The sequence below is a fragment of the Massilia mucilaginosa genome (genome assembly GCF_011682145.1).
Classification (GTDB): domain Bacteria; phylum Pseudomonadota; class Gammaproteobacteria; order Burkholderiales; family Burkholderiaceae_D; genus Telluria_A; species Telluria_A mucilaginosa.
The window spans coordinates 1-13,828 of record NZ_WHJH01000035.1; the positions used below are offsets into that span (position 1 = coordinate 1).

The 13,828-nt window shown below is 62.8% G+C and carries 13 protein-coding genes and 1 pseudogene; 9 read left to right on the forward strand and 5 right to left on the reverse strand.

The genetic code is table 11. The features are described from left to right. On the reverse strand, window positions 1–426 hold a 426-nt coding region (locus tag F2P45_RS22770; RefSeq protein WP_166880210.1), incomplete at its 3' end, for a transposase. A 121-nt stretch (window positions 427–547) separates the two neighbouring features. Further along, window positions 548–1,327 (reverse strand): annotated as a pseudogene (locus tag F2P45_RS22775) (aminotransferase class I/II-fold pyridoxal phosphate-dependent enzyme); the annotation flags it as partial. Window positions 1,328–1,431: 104 nt separating this feature from the next. Between F2P45_RS22775 and F2P45_RS22780 the strand changes: the two are divergent. Together F2P45_RS22780 and F2P45_RS22785 are read left to right on the forward strand one after the other, a co-directional pair. Next, on the forward strand, window positions 1,432–2,448 hold the full coding sequence (locus F2P45_RS22780) for a beta propeller repeat protein (RefSeq protein ID WP_166880213.1): 1,017 nt from the start codon (window positions 1,432–1,434) through the stop codon (window positions 2,446–2,448). Window positions 2,449–2,698: 250 nt separating this feature from the next. After that, window positions 2,699–3,781 (forward strand): NAD(P)/FAD-dependent oxidoreductase, encoded by a 1,083-nt coding sequence (locus F2P45_RS22785; protein ID WP_166880215.1) that lies wholly within the window; start codon window positions 2,699–2,701, stop codon window positions 3,779–3,781. A gap of 44 nt (window positions 3,782–3,825) precedes the next feature. Here the strand turns inward: F2P45_RS22785 and F2P45_RS22790 are convergent, their stop codons facing one another. Next, window positions 3,826–4,278 (reverse strand): putative toxin-antitoxin system toxin component, PIN family, encoded by a 453-nt coding sequence (locus tag F2P45_RS22790; protein WP_166880217.1) that lies wholly within the window; start codon window positions 4,276–4,278, stop codon window positions 3,826–3,828. A 37-nt stretch (window positions 4,279–4,315) separates the two neighbouring features. On the opposite strand from F2P45_RS22790, the gene yaaA reads away from it, so the two are divergent. Further along, window positions 4,316–5,086, forward strand: coding sequence for a peroxide stress protein YaaA (yaaA, locus tag F2P45_RS22795; RefSeq protein WP_166880218.1), 771 nt, complete (start codon window positions 4,316–4,318; stop codon window positions 5,084–5,086). A gap of 283 nt (window positions 5,087–5,369) precedes the next feature. On the opposite strand, the gene F2P45_RS22800 is transcribed toward yaaA, so the two are convergent. Next, window positions 5,370–6,200, reverse strand: a complete 831-nt coding sequence (locus F2P45_RS22800) for an outer membrane protein assembly factor BamD (RefSeq protein ID WP_166880219.1) — start codon at window positions 6,198–6,200, stop codon at window positions 5,370–5,372. Between the two features lie 98 nt (window positions 6,201–6,298). On the opposite strand from F2P45_RS22800, the gene F2P45_RS22805 reads away from it, so the two are divergent. Beyond that, window positions 6,299–7,315, forward strand: coding sequence for an RluA family pseudouridine synthase (locus F2P45_RS22805; protein ID WP_188130208.1), 1,017 nt, complete (start codon window positions 6,299–6,301; stop codon window positions 7,313–7,315). Further along, window positions 7,315–8,103, forward strand: coding sequence for a peptidoglycan editing factor PgeF (pgeF, locus tag F2P45_RS22810; protein ID WP_187367213.1), 789 nt, complete (start codon window positions 7,315–7,317; stop codon window positions 8,101–8,103). Before F2P45_RS22805 ends, pgeF begins: the two co-directional genes overlap by 1 nt. A gap of 11 nt (window positions 8,104–8,114) precedes the next feature. Here the strand turns inward: pgeF and F2P45_RS35475 are convergent, their stop codons facing one another. Continuing rightward, window positions 8,115–8,498: a hypothetical protein gene (locus F2P45_RS35475; protein WP_187367215.1), complete on the reverse strand. Its 384-nt coding sequence runs from the start codon at window positions 8,496–8,498 to the stop codon at window positions 8,115–8,117. Between F2P45_RS35475 and phaC the strand changes: the two genes are divergently transcribed. The 4 genes from phaC to F2P45_RS22835 all read left to right on the forward strand — a co-directional run bounded on the left by phaC (window position 8,497) and on the right by F2P45_RS22835 (window position 13,828). Then, complete coding sequence (gene phaC, locus F2P45_RS22820) at window positions 8,497–10,290, forward strand: class I poly(R)-hydroxyalkanoic acid synthase (protein ID WP_166880221.1); 1,794 nt, start codon at window positions 8,497–8,499, stop codon at window positions 10,288–10,290. The genes F2P45_RS35475 and phaC overlap by 2 nt on opposite strands. Before the next feature lie 209 nt (window positions 10,291–10,499). Beyond that, window positions 10,500–11,054 (forward strand): polyhydroxyalkanoate synthesis repressor PhaR, encoded by a 555-nt coding sequence (phaR, locus tag F2P45_RS22825; RefSeq protein ID WP_166880222.1) that lies wholly within the window; start codon window positions 10,500–10,502, stop codon window positions 11,052–11,054. A gap of 173 nt (window positions 11,055–11,227) precedes the next feature. After that, the gene (gene rimO / locus F2P45_RS22830) at window positions 11,228–12,607 is read left to right on the forward strand and encodes a 30S ribosomal protein S12 methylthiotransferase RimO (protein ID WP_166880223.1); all 1,380 of its coding nucleotides are present in this window, start codon (window positions 11,228–11,230) and stop codon (window positions 12,605–12,607) included. Between the two features lie 60 nt (window positions 12,608–12,667). Beyond that, the gene (locus tag F2P45_RS22835) at window positions 12,668–13,828 is read left to right on the forward strand and encodes a cystathionine beta-lyase (RefSeq protein ID WP_166880224.1); all 1,161 of its coding nucleotides are present in this window, start codon (window positions 12,668–12,670) and stop codon (window positions 13,826–13,828) included.

A 13,828-nucleotide genomic window follows, 5' to 3' on the forward strand; every position in this document is an offset into this window, starting at 1 on the left:
CATCTGGCCGCCACGCGCAATGTAGCCATGCCTGGAAAGCTGGCGGTTGACGGCGTCAAAGATACTCTCGCTGGCACCGGCCTTGAGCAGGCGCTCCTTGAACGTCCGGATCGTTGTCCGGTCCGGTGTCTGACTACTGGAACGCAGTCCGACAAAGTGCTGGAAGCTCAGGCGGTCGAGCAACTGGAATTCCATTTGTTCGTCGCTCAGGTTGAACAACTGCTGGATCAGCAGGACGCGAACCATGAGTTCGGTCGGGAACGGAGGATGCCCGCCGCGTTCGCGGCCGGGACGGGGAGCGGCTTCATCAACCGCATCGGCAAGCGCGATGAAGTCGACATGCTGCTCCATCACCTTGAGCGCATCACCAAGCTTGTTCAGCTTGGCTTCGCGTTCCTGGTCGACAAACAGACTCGTCTTGATCATGAAATTAGGTCAGCAACAGGAGCCGCTATGATGCCACGGCTGGGTCGGTTTTTCGAGGTGCCCTATAGGCAAATGTCCACACCGTACAAACTCAGAACTAGTGTGTCCATGCCTGAAACTCACCCTTGACGTGGTAGGTCTTGCCGAAGCTCGACACCACGAAGCTGCGTTCGGCCAGTTCAGGATAGCGGCTCACCGACTCGTGGCGCGCGCCGTCGTAGACCATGTGCTCGTACACCTCGTCCGACAGGATCACGATGTCGCTGCCGCGCACGATGTCGCCAAGGGCCCGCATGTCGGCCGCGCGCAGCACCGAGCCGGTGGGGTTGTGCGGGGTGTTGATGACGATCAGGCGCGCGCGCGGCGTGACAGCGGCGGCCAGCCGGTCCCACGGCACGGTGTAGCCTTGCTCGCCGAGCTGCATCGACACCAGGACCGGCACGCCGCCGGCCAGGGTAATGGCCGGCAGATAGCTGTCGTAGGCCGGTTCGATCACGATCACCTCGTCGCCCGGATGCACGCAGCACAGGATGGCGGTGGTCAGGGCCTGGGTGGCGCCGGCGGTGACGGTGATCTCGCTGGCGGCGTCGTACTGCGCGCCGTACACGGCCGCGATCTTGGCCGCGATGGCGCCGCGCAGGGCGGGCACGCCGGTCATCATCGGATACTGGTTGTGGCCGGCGCGCATGGCGGCGTCGACATGGTCGAGCAGGGCCGGCTCGCAGGCAAAGTCGGGGAAGCCCTGGCCCAGGTTGACCGCCCCATGCTCGCTGGCCAGCGCCGACATCAGCGAAAAAATGGTGGTGCCGACGGCGGGCAGGCGGGTGTGCAGGACGGGAGTGGACGTGGGCGATCTGGAAGTTGTGCGGACAGCTATTCTAGCGCAGGCGCGCGTGGCCATCCGCCGGCCGCATGGGAAACAGCAGGGACCGGCGTGCGGCAGTGGTATGGTTGTGTACAGGAAGGTTCATTCCTGTGGGTCGTAAGGCAAGAAGAGGAAAACGGATGGCGAACGAATACGACGCAGCGCTGACCTTCATGGCGGGATGCGTGATCGAGAAGGACTGTATTTATCTGTGCGCAGAGCTCGACGGTCTCGATCCTGAAGAGCGGTACTCCCGCGTCCTCATCTTCGACAATCAAAAAACGCAGAACCAATGGGTTCGCCACGATTTGCCCGATTGGAAAGGTGTTTCGGTTTGCGTTGCCAGGACCGGACCGCGGCGCATGGTCTGCACCCTGTCCAGCGAAGGGCAAGTCCGGCTCGAATACGTCGGCGGCGACATCATCGAGCAGATTGCCGACGCCGGCTTGAGCACCCCCGAGGCGGACAAGTACGGCTACGTGAGCGCCATTCGTGAAATCGGCAAGCGGCTGTACGTGTGCGGCGGCATGGGACAGGTTTATCGCCGGGAGAATGAGACGTGGGTGCATGCCGACCAGGGCTTGCTGAAGTCGACGAGCGACTTCGATGCCAACCTGGCCCGACTTGTCGCGGGCGATCTCAGCGACACCGACGACTTGTTTGCGGACATGCGGATGCTGAGCGATATCGGCGGCATGAATGAGACCGATATCTATACGGTTGGCGATTCAGGCCGGATTTTTCACTATGACGGAATGGCCTGGAGTCCGGTTCAGTGCGATGCTGATGCCGCACTGCTCGCCATCTGCTGCGCCAGCTCGGACGAGGTGTGGGTGTGCGGCGTTAACGGAACCCTGCTTCGAGGGAATTGGAAAGACGGCTTCGCTGCGATGGGGGCTGCCGATGTCGATGAGATATTTTCCAGCGTCGCGGTATTTGGCGATACTGTCTATCTCGCCTCCGAGAGCGGCCTGTTCACCTTCGACGGAGAACACATTGAGCGATTAAGCACCGGCCTGGTTCCGAAAATTGCCGATGCCAACGTGCTTGAGGTGCAAGATGGCGTGCTGTGGTCGTTCGGATTCAAGGACCTGGCGTGGTTCGATGGAGCGGCGTGGACGCGTGTCGCATTTCCGGATAATCCACCGGTCCGCTAAAACAGCCGTCGCCGTCGCCGCCGACGGCTCAGGCCGGCGCGATCTGGAACAGCAGGTCGTTAAGCCGCTCGATGTCGACCGGTTTGACGAAATACTGGTCGAAGCCGGATTCGATGGCCGTGTTGCGGTCTTCCACCGGTCGCAAGCAATGCGCAAGGCCCTGCGCCAACCCTATAATCGGCGGTGGCGTTGCCGCCGACACCGATAAGGGAAATGAATTGCAAGCTGATATTCAGGTCGAGGTCGTTGTATGAATCATGAAGAACCCAAACGTATCATCATCATCGGGGCAGGCATCGTCGGGGCATCGCTGGCGTACCATCTGGCGCGTAAAGGCGCGCAGGTCACGGTCGTTGAGGCCGAAGGCATCGCCTCCGGCGTGACCGGGCGATCATTTGCATGGCTTAATACGTCCAGTATCGGTCCTGATCCTATTGCGCAATTACGTGGCGCCGCCATTAGTGAGTACCGTCGCCTGGAAACGCAACTGCCTGGACTGAAGATACAGTGGACGGGGGCCCTGTCGTATGGCCTGAACGCAGGCGAATCCATGCACGCTGAAACCATGCGGCCCGGCACGGTGCTGGTGAGCCGGTCCCGCATAACCCAGCTGGAACCGAATCTCAGGAAGCCGCCCGTCCAAGCCGTCTACGCGCCAGAGCAGGGCGCGCTCGACGCGGTCGCAGCGACGCATGCATTGATCGCAGGCGCCAGGGAGCATGGGGCGACGATCCTCACGCAGACGCCGGTTGTCGGCCTTGTAGTCGAGGGCGCGCGGGTGACGGGGATCGAGACGGGCAGCGGCAGGATCGAGGCCGGCACGGTCGTACTGGCAGCCGGCACCGGCATCGGAAGGCTGAGCGAAAAATTGCATGTATCGCTTCCAATTGCATCCTCCCCGGCGGTATTGATTCGCTACACATCCCGGCCCGGTCTTGTCCGTACCATTATCTCCAGCCCTGAAATGGAGGTGCGGCAAGGCGCGGATGGGACCTTGTTCGCGGCCGAGGATTTCCTCGATGACGCCTTCGAAAACCAGCCATTGGCCATGGCGCTCCGCACCGCTGGCGCAATCGGCAATGAACTCGACGGGGTTGGTGAGATCAAGCCGGAATGGGCCTGTGTCGGCCTGCGGCCGATTCCGGCCGATGGCATTCCCATCATTGGATATCTTCCCGCTGTCGCGGGCCTGTACGTTTGCGCGATGCATCCGGGAGTGACATTGGCGGCGATCGCTGGCCGCCTTGCCAGCGAGGAGATCATGGATGGCGCGCGATCGGCAGCCCTCGGCCCATGCGGCCCGGAACGTTTCATGAGTACGCCAGCGACCTGACATCGTCGCACACATCGGCGTTCACCCGCTCAAGGCGGCGCCGCTCAGGCCGGCGCGGCCGCCGTCAGCTTGACCCAGGCTTCCGGCAGCATGATGCGGAACATGCCGGCCTGGGCGGTCTTGCGCGCGAGCTTGAGCAGGGCCTTGTCTTTGGTGATGAGGATGTCGGCGCCGGCGTCGCGCGCCAGTTCGAGGAACTTCTGGTCGTCGCGGTCGGTGCAGACCGGCAGGCGCACCGGCTTGGCGTCGGGCGCGAGCACGGTGATGACGGCGTCGAAGCGCGCGGCCGCGAGCGGGCGGCTGGCCTCGTCGAGCGGCAGGTGCTTGTAGTGCAGCACCACCAGGTATTCCTCGCGACAATCCGCGCGCGTGACCGCCTCGACCGCGCCGCTGTCGATGGCGGCCAGCAGGCTGGCCCAGCGGGGATCGTGGAAGACGAACAGGTCGAGGCAGACATTGGTGTCGAGCACGATGCGTTTGGCTGGAGCGGGTATCATATTGGTCTGTTTATTCGTAGTAAGTTGATTGAATCTTATGCTGATTGTTTTGTCGCCCGCCAAATCGCTGGACCTTGACACACCCCCGACCACCACACTCCACACCACGCCCGATTTTCTTGACCGTTCCAGCGCGCTGATCGACGTGCTGCGCCACTATTCGCCGGCCGAGTTGGGCAGTCTGATGCACATTTCCGACGCGCTGGCCGTGCTCAACGTTGGCCGCTATGCGAGCTGGAGCGCCGACACCAGGGACGCGCGCCAGGCCATCATGGCCTTCAACGGTGACGTGTACGCCGGTTTCGACGCCCGCTCGCTCAAACCGGGCCAGCTCGACCATGCGCAACGCGGCGTGCGTATTCTATCCGGCCTGTACGGCGTGCTGCGTCCGCTCGACCTGATCCACCCGCACCGGCTGGAGATGGGCACCAAGCTGGCCACCGGGGCGGGCAAGGACCTGTACGCCTTCTGGGGCGAGACAGTGACCGGTGCGCTGAACGCGGCGATTGCCGAGAACGGCGCGAAGGCGCTGGTCAACCTGGCGTCGGAAGAGTACTTCAAATCGGTCAAGCCCAAGCTCTTGAGCGTGCCGGTGATCACGCCCGTGTTCGAGGACTGGAAGGGCGGCAAGTACAAGATCATTTCGTTCTACGCCAAGCGGGCGCGCGGGTTGATGGCGCGGTATGCGGCGGTCAAGGGCATCGTGGACGCCGAGAAGTTAAAGAGCTTCAAGGTGGACGGCTATGCCTTCGACAAGAAGGATTCGGACGAGCGCACCTGGATTTTCCGGCGCAAGGTCGAAGACTGACAACCATCTCCGGCGGCACTTACCGGCGGTGTCAGGTCTGACATTCGGACACGAGCTGAGCCTTCAACCCTCGGTGTCCAACCCTCGGTGTCAGCCCTCGGTGTCGTCAACCCTCGGTGTCAGGTCTGACATTCAGACACGAGCTCGACAATAACCGCGTCTGCGGTGGGATGTAGGGCAAGCGAATGTTCAGTCTGTGTCCGAATGTCAGACCTGACACCGGCGGGTGGGGCAACAAAAAACCGGGTTTCCCCGGTCTTTGATGTGCTCGCCATGGCGCGATTTACTTTGCCGGGCTCTTCGATCGTGCCCAGAACTTCCACCACGCTTTTTCACCCAAGTTCGGATCGAGATATTTGCTGCCCGGGTAGTTGCGCTCGAAAATGCGCTTGGTGTCGTCACGCAGCTGCGGCATGCCGAGCTTGTCGTAGTTGCGCATCATCAGGAATAGCGCTTCTTCGCGCGCCGGCGCATCCTGGTAGTCCGCCACCGCCGCCATCGCACGGTTCAGCGACGCCAGGTAGGCGCCACGGTCATGGTAGTAGTTGGCAACGTGCACTTCGTACTGCGCCATCGCGTTGATCAAATACTTCATGCGGGCGATCGAATCGGCTGCATAGATGCTGTCGGGGAACTTGTCGACCAGCGCCTTGAAGGCGGCGAACGCTTCGCGCGTCGCTTTCGGGTCGCGCTCGGTCGGGTCTTGCTCGTACACGAAGCTGAGGAAGCCGATCTGGTCGTTGAAGTTGATCAGCCCGCGCAGGTAGTACATGTAGTCGACGTTGGGGTGGTTCGGGTGCAGCTTGATGAAGCGCTCCACCGCCGCCAGCGCCTGCGCCTGGTCCTGGCTCTTGTAGTGGGCGTACGCAATCTCCATCTGCGCCTGCGCTGCATAATTGCCGAACGGGTAGTTGGTTTCGAGGCGCTCGAACAGCTTGATTGCCGCCTCGTAGTGACCACCCGCCATTTCTTCGCGTGCCTCAGCGTATAATTTCGTCACCGGCCAGTTTTTGGTCTCGTCGGTTTTTTCCGGCAACAAGCTGCATGCGGACAAACCGAGCAGAAGAGTAGTAGCAACAGTATTGGCAACAACACGCGATAATTTTTTTTGCATAACTTTTTGCAAGAGAGTATTAACTGAGATTCAACGAAAGGCTGATTATAGCCGATGGGACTGCTGTGATATTAACTCCAACGCCGAATTCGGCGGATTTGCCCTTAGACCCCGATCTGGAGATCGACCTCGACGACGAGGCGGGCGACGAACACGTCGCTGCCGCCCCCGGCATCGACCTCTCTCCGATCCACCTCGAACTGACGCCGGACGCCTGCGGCCACCGTCTGGACAAGGTCATTGCCGGCCTGGTTCCGCAATTTTCGCGCAGCCGCCTGCAACTGTGGTTCGACGCCGGCCACGTGCTGGTCGACGGCAAGCCCGCGCGCGGCAAAGATACCGCCTATGGCGACGAAGCGGTCGTCATCCTGCCACAAAGCGCGCCGGAAGACGAGGCCTACACGCCGGAAGCGATGGAATTGAACATCGTTTTCGAGGACGAGCATATCATCGTCATCAATAAACCGGCCGGACTGGTCGTGCATCCGGGCGCCGGCAACTGGGCCGGCACCTTGCTCAACGGCTTGCTGCACCATTGCCCGCAGCTGGCCGGCGTGCCGCGCGCGGGCATCGTGCACCGGCTCGACAAGGACACCAGCGGCCTGATGGTGATCGGCAAAACCCTGGCGGCGCAAACCGACCTGGTGCGCCAGTTGCAGGCACGCAGCGTCAAGCGCGAGTACTTTGCGCTGGTCTGGGGCACGCCGCAACTGAGCAGCACCATCGACGCGTCGATGGGCCGCCACCCGAAAGACCGGGTCAAGATGGCGGTGTCGACCAATTTTTCGGCCAAGCCGGCCATTACGCACTATCAGCGCATCGCCACCGGTATGTTGGACCGTCGTCCCGTCAGTTTGGTTCAATGCCAGCTCGAGACCGGCCGCACCCACCAGATCCGCGTGCACATGCTGTCGATCGGCTTCGCGCTGGTGGGCGACGCCGTGTACGGCAAGCAGCATCTGACGCCGGTATTCCCGCGCCAGGCGCTGCAGGCGCGCCGCCTGGGGCTGGTGCATCCGGATAGCGGCGAGGATATGGAATGGATCGTCCCGCTGGCCGACGATTTTGCCGAGCTGATCGAGCGCGCCGGCATTCCCGAGCCCGAGCAGGTCTGATGCACGGCGTGCATCTCATCGCACCCGACTGGCCGGACATGCCGGCCGGCGTGGGCGCCATCGCCACCACCCGCGTCGGCGGCGTCAGTCCGGCGCCGTATGACGATGGCGCCGGCGGCGGTGGGCTGAACCTGGGCAAGCATGTGGGCGACGATCCGGTGCTGGTCGGCCTGAACCGCGAGCGCCTGCGCCAGACGCTGCCGGGCGAGCCGGCCTGGATTTCGCAGGTGCATGGTATCGCCGTGGTCGATGCCGCCAGCGTGCAGCCGGGCCAGCCGGTGCGGGTGGGCGACGCCAGCGTCGCGCACGCGCCAGGCGTGGTGTGCGCGGTCATGACCGCCGATTGCCTGCCGGTGCTGTTCGCTTCACTGGACGGCAAGGTGGTGGGCGCGGCGCATGCCGGCTGGCGCGGGCTGGCGGCGGGCGTGCTGGGCGAGACGGTGGCGTCCATGCGCGCGGCTGGCGCCGGCCAGATCAGCGCCTGGCTGGGGCCGGCCATCGGGCCGAGCCAGTTCGAAGTCGGCAGCGACGTGGTCGACAGCTTCGCCGCCCAGGCGCGTGGAGAAGAAGAGGCGGCATCGATTGCGCAGGCCTTCGCCGCGTTTCCCGGGCGTCCGGGCAAGTTTTTGGCGGATATCTACATGCTGGCGCGCATCGTGCTGGCGCGCGATGGCGTACACCGTGTTTCCGGCGGGACCTATTGCACTGCAAGCGAGCGCGGCCGCTTCTATTCCTACCGCCGCGACCAGGTCACCGGCCGCCAGGCCAGCCTGATCTGGATCAAGTAGGCCACGCGGCCTCAGTCGCCGCCGGAGCCGCCACCGTCTCCGCCGCCGCTGTCACCGCTGTCGCCGCCATCGTCATCGCTGCCGCCCCGGTCGCGTGACGGGCGATGATGCTCGCGCTCGCCGGTGACGTCATGCTCTTGCTGGCGTCCCGCGCGTAGGCGGCGCGCCATTTCTTCTTTCTGTGCGATCTTCATGCGCCGCATCTTGGACCCGGCGATGTACCAGACTATTGACAAAGGGAACACACAATAGCCCAAAAAGGTCATAATGCCTGCGACAATACTGTGCTCGATTATCTCAGTAGCCGCCATCAGTCCGACCACATAGATCCATGCAATAGCGACAAGCCACATACAACTTTCCTTGGAAAAGATTGAAACAATGAACGCAAACATGAATATGCCCGACCCGCAAGCGATGGCCTCCGCATGGATGTCGCAAATGACCGATCCATCCGCCTGGCAGGCCCTGTTCCGCCCGGCACCGCTCGATACCAGCCCGGTCGCCAGCCTGCTCAAGGACGCCGGTGCCACCATTCCGCAGCAGGCGCTCGAAGCGCTGCGCAACGACTATCTGCAAAAAGCAGCGGGATTGTGGCAGGAATTTCTTTCCGGTAAAACCCCTGCGCTGGCCGACCGCCGCTTTGCCGCGCCGGAATGGCTGTCCAATCCGATGTCGGCCTTCAGTGCCGCATCATACCTGTTAAACGCCGAATTCCTGACCGCCATGGCCAATGCCGTCGAGGCGGGCCCGCGCGAACGCCAGAAAATCCGCTTCGCCGTGCAGCAGATGGTGGACGCCATGTCGCCGGCCAATTTTTTGGCAACCAATCCGGAAGCGCAGCAAAAACTCATCGAAACCAAGGGCGAGAGCCTGACCCGCGGCTTGTCCAATATGCTGGGCGATATGCAGAAAGGGCGCATTTCGCTGTCGGACGAGTCGGCCTTTGAAGTCGGCCGCAACGTCGCCACCACGCCGGGCCAGGTGGTGTTCGAAAACCATCTGTTCCAGCTGATCCAGTACAGCCCGGCCACGCCGACCGTGCACCAGGTGCCGCTGCTGATGATGCCGCCTTGCATCAACAAGTTCTACATCCTCGATTTGCAGCCGGAAAACTCGGTGGTGCGTTACTCGGTGGAGCAGGGAAACACCGTGTTCCTGGTGTCGTGGCGCAATCCGGACGCCTCGCTGGGCGGCACCACCTGGGATGACTACGTCGAGACCGGTGCGATCAAGGCGATCGAGGTCACGCGCGCCATTTCCGGCAGCGACAAGGTCAACGCCTTCGGCTTTTGCGTCGGCGGCACCATCATGAGCACGGCGCTGGCGGTATTGGCGGCGCGCGGCGAGCAGCCGGCCGCCAGCCTGACCTTGCTCACCACCTTGCTCGACTTCGACGACACCGGCGTGCTGGAAGTGTTCATCGACGAGACCCAGGTCGCGATGCGCGAAAAAGCCCTAGCCAAAGGCGGATTGATGCCGGGGCGCGACCTGGCGACAACGTTTTCGTCCCTGCGCCCGAACGACCTGGTGTGGAACTATGTGCAGTCGAACTATCTGAAGGGCAAGGAACCGCCGCCGTTCGACTTGTTGTACTGGAACTCGGACAGCACCAACCTGCCAGGCCCGATGTTTTGCTGGTATCTGCGCAATACCTACCTGGAAAACAGCCTCAAGGAGCCGGGCAAGCTGACCGTGGCCGGCTCGCCGGTGAACCTGGGTGCGATCGATGCGCCGGTGTTCGTGTACGGCTCGCGCGAAGACCACATCGTGCCGTGGAAGGCCAGTTATGCGTCGATGCATCTGCTCAATCCCGGCAAGGCAGGGGCCAACCGCTTCGTGCTGGGCGCGTCCGGGCACATTGCCGGGGTGATCAATCCGGCATCGAAGAACAAGCGCAGCTACTGGACCAACGATCCCGCGCCGGCTACCGCGCCGGCTGCCGCGGTCAAGGGCAAGGGCAAAGCCAAGGCCAGGGCCGAGGTGGAAGCCGGCGCCGCCGTCCCGCCAGCCGAGCAATGGTTCGGCGGTGCCACCGAGCACCTCGGCAGTTGGTGGCCGGAATGGGCGGCATTTCTGGCCGCTCACGGTGGTAAGAATGTCAGTGCCCCAAAGAAACATGGAAATGCCGACTTCCAGCCGATCGAGCCGGCGCCGGGGCGTTACGTGAAGGTTCGCGCGGACTGAACCGGACAGTAGTACCGGGCAACGGGCGTTGCCTGGTACTTACAGTTTAGGTGCGGCGCACTATTTGCTGCACACGGCCGCGTAAAGTGGTATTTTTGCGAATATCCACTCTATAATGCAAAAAGTAGGCGTGTCAGGAGCGGACCTCAGTCCGCTTTTTTTTCGTGATCAGTCAACATGCGCTGCGGCGCAATAAGTGGAACCTTGAGATGAGTAGTGCAAAAAAGAGTACGGAACGCCTGATCAAGAAGTACCCGAATCGTCGTCTGTACGATACCCAGACCAGTTCGTATATCACCCTGACCGACGTCAAGCAGCTGGTGCTCGACGCCGATGAGTTCACCGTCATCGACGCCAAGAGCAGCGAAGACCTGACCCGCAGCATTTTGCTGCAAATCATTCTGGAAGAAGAAGCGAACGGCGCGCCGATGTTTTCGAGCGGTGTGTTGTCGCAGATCATCCGCTATTACGGCCACGCCATGCAGGGGATGATGGGCTCCTACCTGGAGAAAAATGTCCAGGCGTTCACGGACATCCAGAACAAGTTCACCACCGGCCAGACCGGGGCGTTCGAAGGGAAGCCGTTCAGCCCCGAGATGTGGACCCAGTTCATGAATGTGCAGGGTCCGATGATGCAGGGGATGATGAACAACTACATCGACCAGAGCAAGAACCTGTTCGTGCAGATGCAGGAACAGATGCAGAACCAGAGCAAGAGCATTTTCGGGGCGGCGTTTCCGTTTCCGCCGGTGGAGAAGAAGTAATTCTCTTTTCAGCGCGAAAGCTGGCGTAGCCCATTTCGTCGTCCCCGCCTTCGCGGGGACGACGGACTCAATAGTGGCGCGAGCACCAATGGCTGCCGGCAACACTCAAACCACCAACTCCCCCTCCCAAACAGGTATAATCGCAGATTACCCTGCTTTATTGTGCCTCCAACATGTCCGAACTTCGTCGTATTCCCCTTCCTGGTGCCGCTCCTAAAGTCGGCTTTGTCTCGCTCGGCTGCCCCAAAGCGCTGGTCGACTCCGAACAGATCCTGACCCAGCTGCGCGCCGAAGGCTACGAGACCGCCAAGTCGTACGAAGGTGCGGATCTGGTCATCGTCAACACCTGCGGCTTCATCGATGCCGCCGTGCAGGAATCGCTCGACGCCATCGGCGAAGCGCTGGCCGAAAACGGCCGCGTCATCGTCACCGGCTGCCTCGGCGCCAAAAAAGATGCTGCAGGCGACGACATCATCATGAAAGTGCACCCGAAAGTGCTGGCCGTGACCGGTCCGCACGCCCTCGGCGAAGTGATGGACTCGGTCCACCTGCACCTGCCCAAGCCGCACGAGCCGTTTTTCGACCTGGTGCCGGCGCAAGGCATCAAGCTGACCCCGAAACATTACGCATACCTCAAGATTTCCGAAGGCTGCAACCACCGTTGCAGTTTCTGCATCATCCCGTCGATGCGCGGCGACCTCGTGTCGCGCCCGATCGCCGACCTGATGATGGAAGCCGAAAACCTGTTCAAGGCCGGCGTCAAGGAATTGCTGGTCATCTCGCAAGACACCAGCGCCTACGGCGTCGACGTCAAGTTCCGCTCCGGTTTCTGGAACGGCCGCCCGGTCAAGACCCACATGACGCAGCTGGTCGAAGCGCTCGGCCAGCTGGCCGCGCAGTTCGGCGCCTGGGTGCGCCTGCACTACGTGTATCCGTATCCGCACGTCGACCAGATCATCCCGATGATGAGCGGCGGCTCGGTCCTGCCTTACCTCGACATTCCGATGCAGCACGCCCATCCGGACGTGCTCAAGCGCATGAAGCGCCCGGCCAGCGGCGAGAAGAACCTCGACCGCATCCAGGCCTGGCGCGCCATGAATCCGGACCTGACGATCCGCTCGACCTTCATCGCCGGCTTCCCGGGCGAGACCGAAGCCGAATTCGAATACCTGCTGGACTTCCTCAAGGAAGCCCAGATCGACCGCCTCGGCTGCTTTGCGTATTCGCCGGTGGAAGGCGCGACCGCCAACCTGCTCGACAATCCGGTGCCGGACGAAGTGCGCGAAGAACGCCGCGGCCGCGTCATGCTTCTGCAAGAAGAAATCTCGGCCAAGCGCCTGCAGGCCAAGGTCGGCAAGACCATGCGCGTGCTGGTCGATGAAGTCGGCGCCAAAGAGGCCATCGGCCGCTCGTGGGCCGACGCCCCCGAAATCGACGGCGTGGTCCACATCAAGCGTTCGCTGGTGCCGGGCAAGAAGCTCACCGTCGGCGAATTTGCCGAGGTCACCATCACCGCCGCCGACGCCCACGATCTCTGGGCTTCGGTCGTCTAGTCCACCACGGCTGGCGCGGCCGCTGTGGTGGCCGCGCCGCCACCGCACAGCCGCCAGCCGATGACAACTTCCCCGCAGACCCGCCTCATTCACGACGCCTACGAGCCGCCCGCCGGCTTCGCGGCGTTTCCCACCCCGATCCATCACGCCTCGACAGTCCTGTTCAAGGATGTCGCGGCGATGCGTTCGGGCGACTGGAAAGACAAGAGCGCTTATACCTACGGCTTGCACGGCACGCCCACCACCTTCACGCTGGAAGCGCGCCTGGCCGCCATCGAAGACGGCAAGTTCTGCCTGCTGGCGCCGAGCGGGCTGGCGGCGATCGCCATGGTCGATTTTGCGCTGCTCAAGAGCGGCGACGACGTGCTCTTGCCCGACAATGTGTACAACCCGAACCGTGAATTGGGGCGCTGGCTGAGCGAGGACTTCGGCGTCACGGCGCGCTATTACGATCCGATGATCGGGGCCGGCATCGCCGCGCTGATGCAGCCCAATACACGGCTGGTCTGGACCGAGGCGCCGGGTTCGGTGTCGATGGAAGTGCCGGACTTGCCAGGCATCTGCGCGGCGGCGCATGCCGCCGGCGCGCTGGTGGCGCTCGATAACACCTGGTCGGCCGGGCTGGCGCTGCGCGGCTTCGAGCTGGGCGTGGACATCATCATGCAGGCGCTGACCAAGTACCAGTCGGGCGGCTCGGATGTGCTGATGGGCGCCGTCATCACGCGCGAGCGCGCACTCAACGACCGGCTGGCCATGGCGCATATGCGCCTGGGACTGGGCGTGAGCGCGGACGACGCCTATCTGGTGCTGCGCTCGTTGCCGACCATGCGGCTGCGCTTCGACGCGCACGACGCGGCGGCGCGCAAGGTGGCGGCGTGGCTCAAGACGCGCCCGGAAATTGCGCGGGTGCTGCATCCGGCGTTTGCCGATTGTCCGGGCCACGCGCACTGGAAGCGCGACTTTAGCGGCGCGGGCGGTTTGTTTTCGGTGGTGTTCGATGGGCGTTACAGCGAACAGCAGACCGACCGCTTTGTCGACAGCCTGGCCTTGTTCGGCATCGGCTACAGCTGGGGCGGGGCGAACAGCCTGGTCATGCCGTACCGGATGCGGGCGATGCGCAAGGGGTGGACCGATGCGGGGGTGCTGGTGCGCTTCAATATCGGGCTGGAGGACGCCGATGATCTGATCGCGGATCTGGAACAAGGACTGGCGCGGCTGTAG

What these genes read in the sequence shown, in the direction of transcription:
- F2P45_RS22780 (WP_166880213.1), top strand. Translation starts at nt 1,432, where the DNA reads ATGGCGAACGAATACGACGCAGCGCTGACCTTCATGGCGGGATGCGTG.
- F2P45_RS22785 (WP_166880215.1), top strand. Translation starts at nt 2,699, where the DNA reads ATGAATCATGAAGAACCCAAACGTATCATCATCATCGGGGCAGGCATC.
- F2P45_RS22790 (WP_166880217.1), bottom strand. Translation starts at nt 4,278, where the DNA reads ATGATACCCGCTCCAGCCAAACGCATCGTGCTCGACACCAATGTCTGC.
- yaaA (WP_166880218.1), top strand. Translation starts at nt 4,316, where the DNA reads ATGCTGATTGTTTTGTCGCCCGCCAAATCGCTGGACCTTGACACACCC.
- F2P45_RS22800 (WP_166880219.1), bottom strand. Translation starts at nt 6,200, where the DNA reads ATGCAAAAAAAATTATCGCGTGTTGTTGCCAATACTGTTGCTACTACT.
- pgeF (WP_187367213.1), top strand. Translation starts at nt 7,315, where the DNA reads ATGCACGGCGTGCATCTCATCGCACCCGACTGGCCGGACATGCCGGCC.
- phaC (WP_166880221.1), top strand. Translation starts at nt 8,497, where the DNA reads ATGAATATGCCCGACCCGCAAGCGATGGCCTCCGCATGGATGTCGCAA.
- F2P45_RS35475 (WP_187367215.1), bottom strand. Translation starts at nt 8,498, where the DNA reads ATGTTTGCGTTCATTGTTTCAATCTTTTCCAAGGAAAGTTGTATGTGG.
- phaR (WP_166880222.1), top strand. Translation starts at nt 10,500, where the DNA reads ATGAGTAGTGCAAAAAAGAGTACGGAACGCCTGATCAAGAAGTACCCG.
- rimO (WP_166880223.1), top strand. Translation starts at nt 11,228, where the DNA reads ATGTCCGAACTTCGTCGTATTCCCCTTCCTGGTGCCGCTCCTAAAGTC.
- F2P45_RS22835 (WP_166880224.1), top strand. Translation starts at nt 12,668, where the DNA reads ATGACAACTTCCCCGCAGACCCGCCTCATTCACGACGCCTACGAGCCG.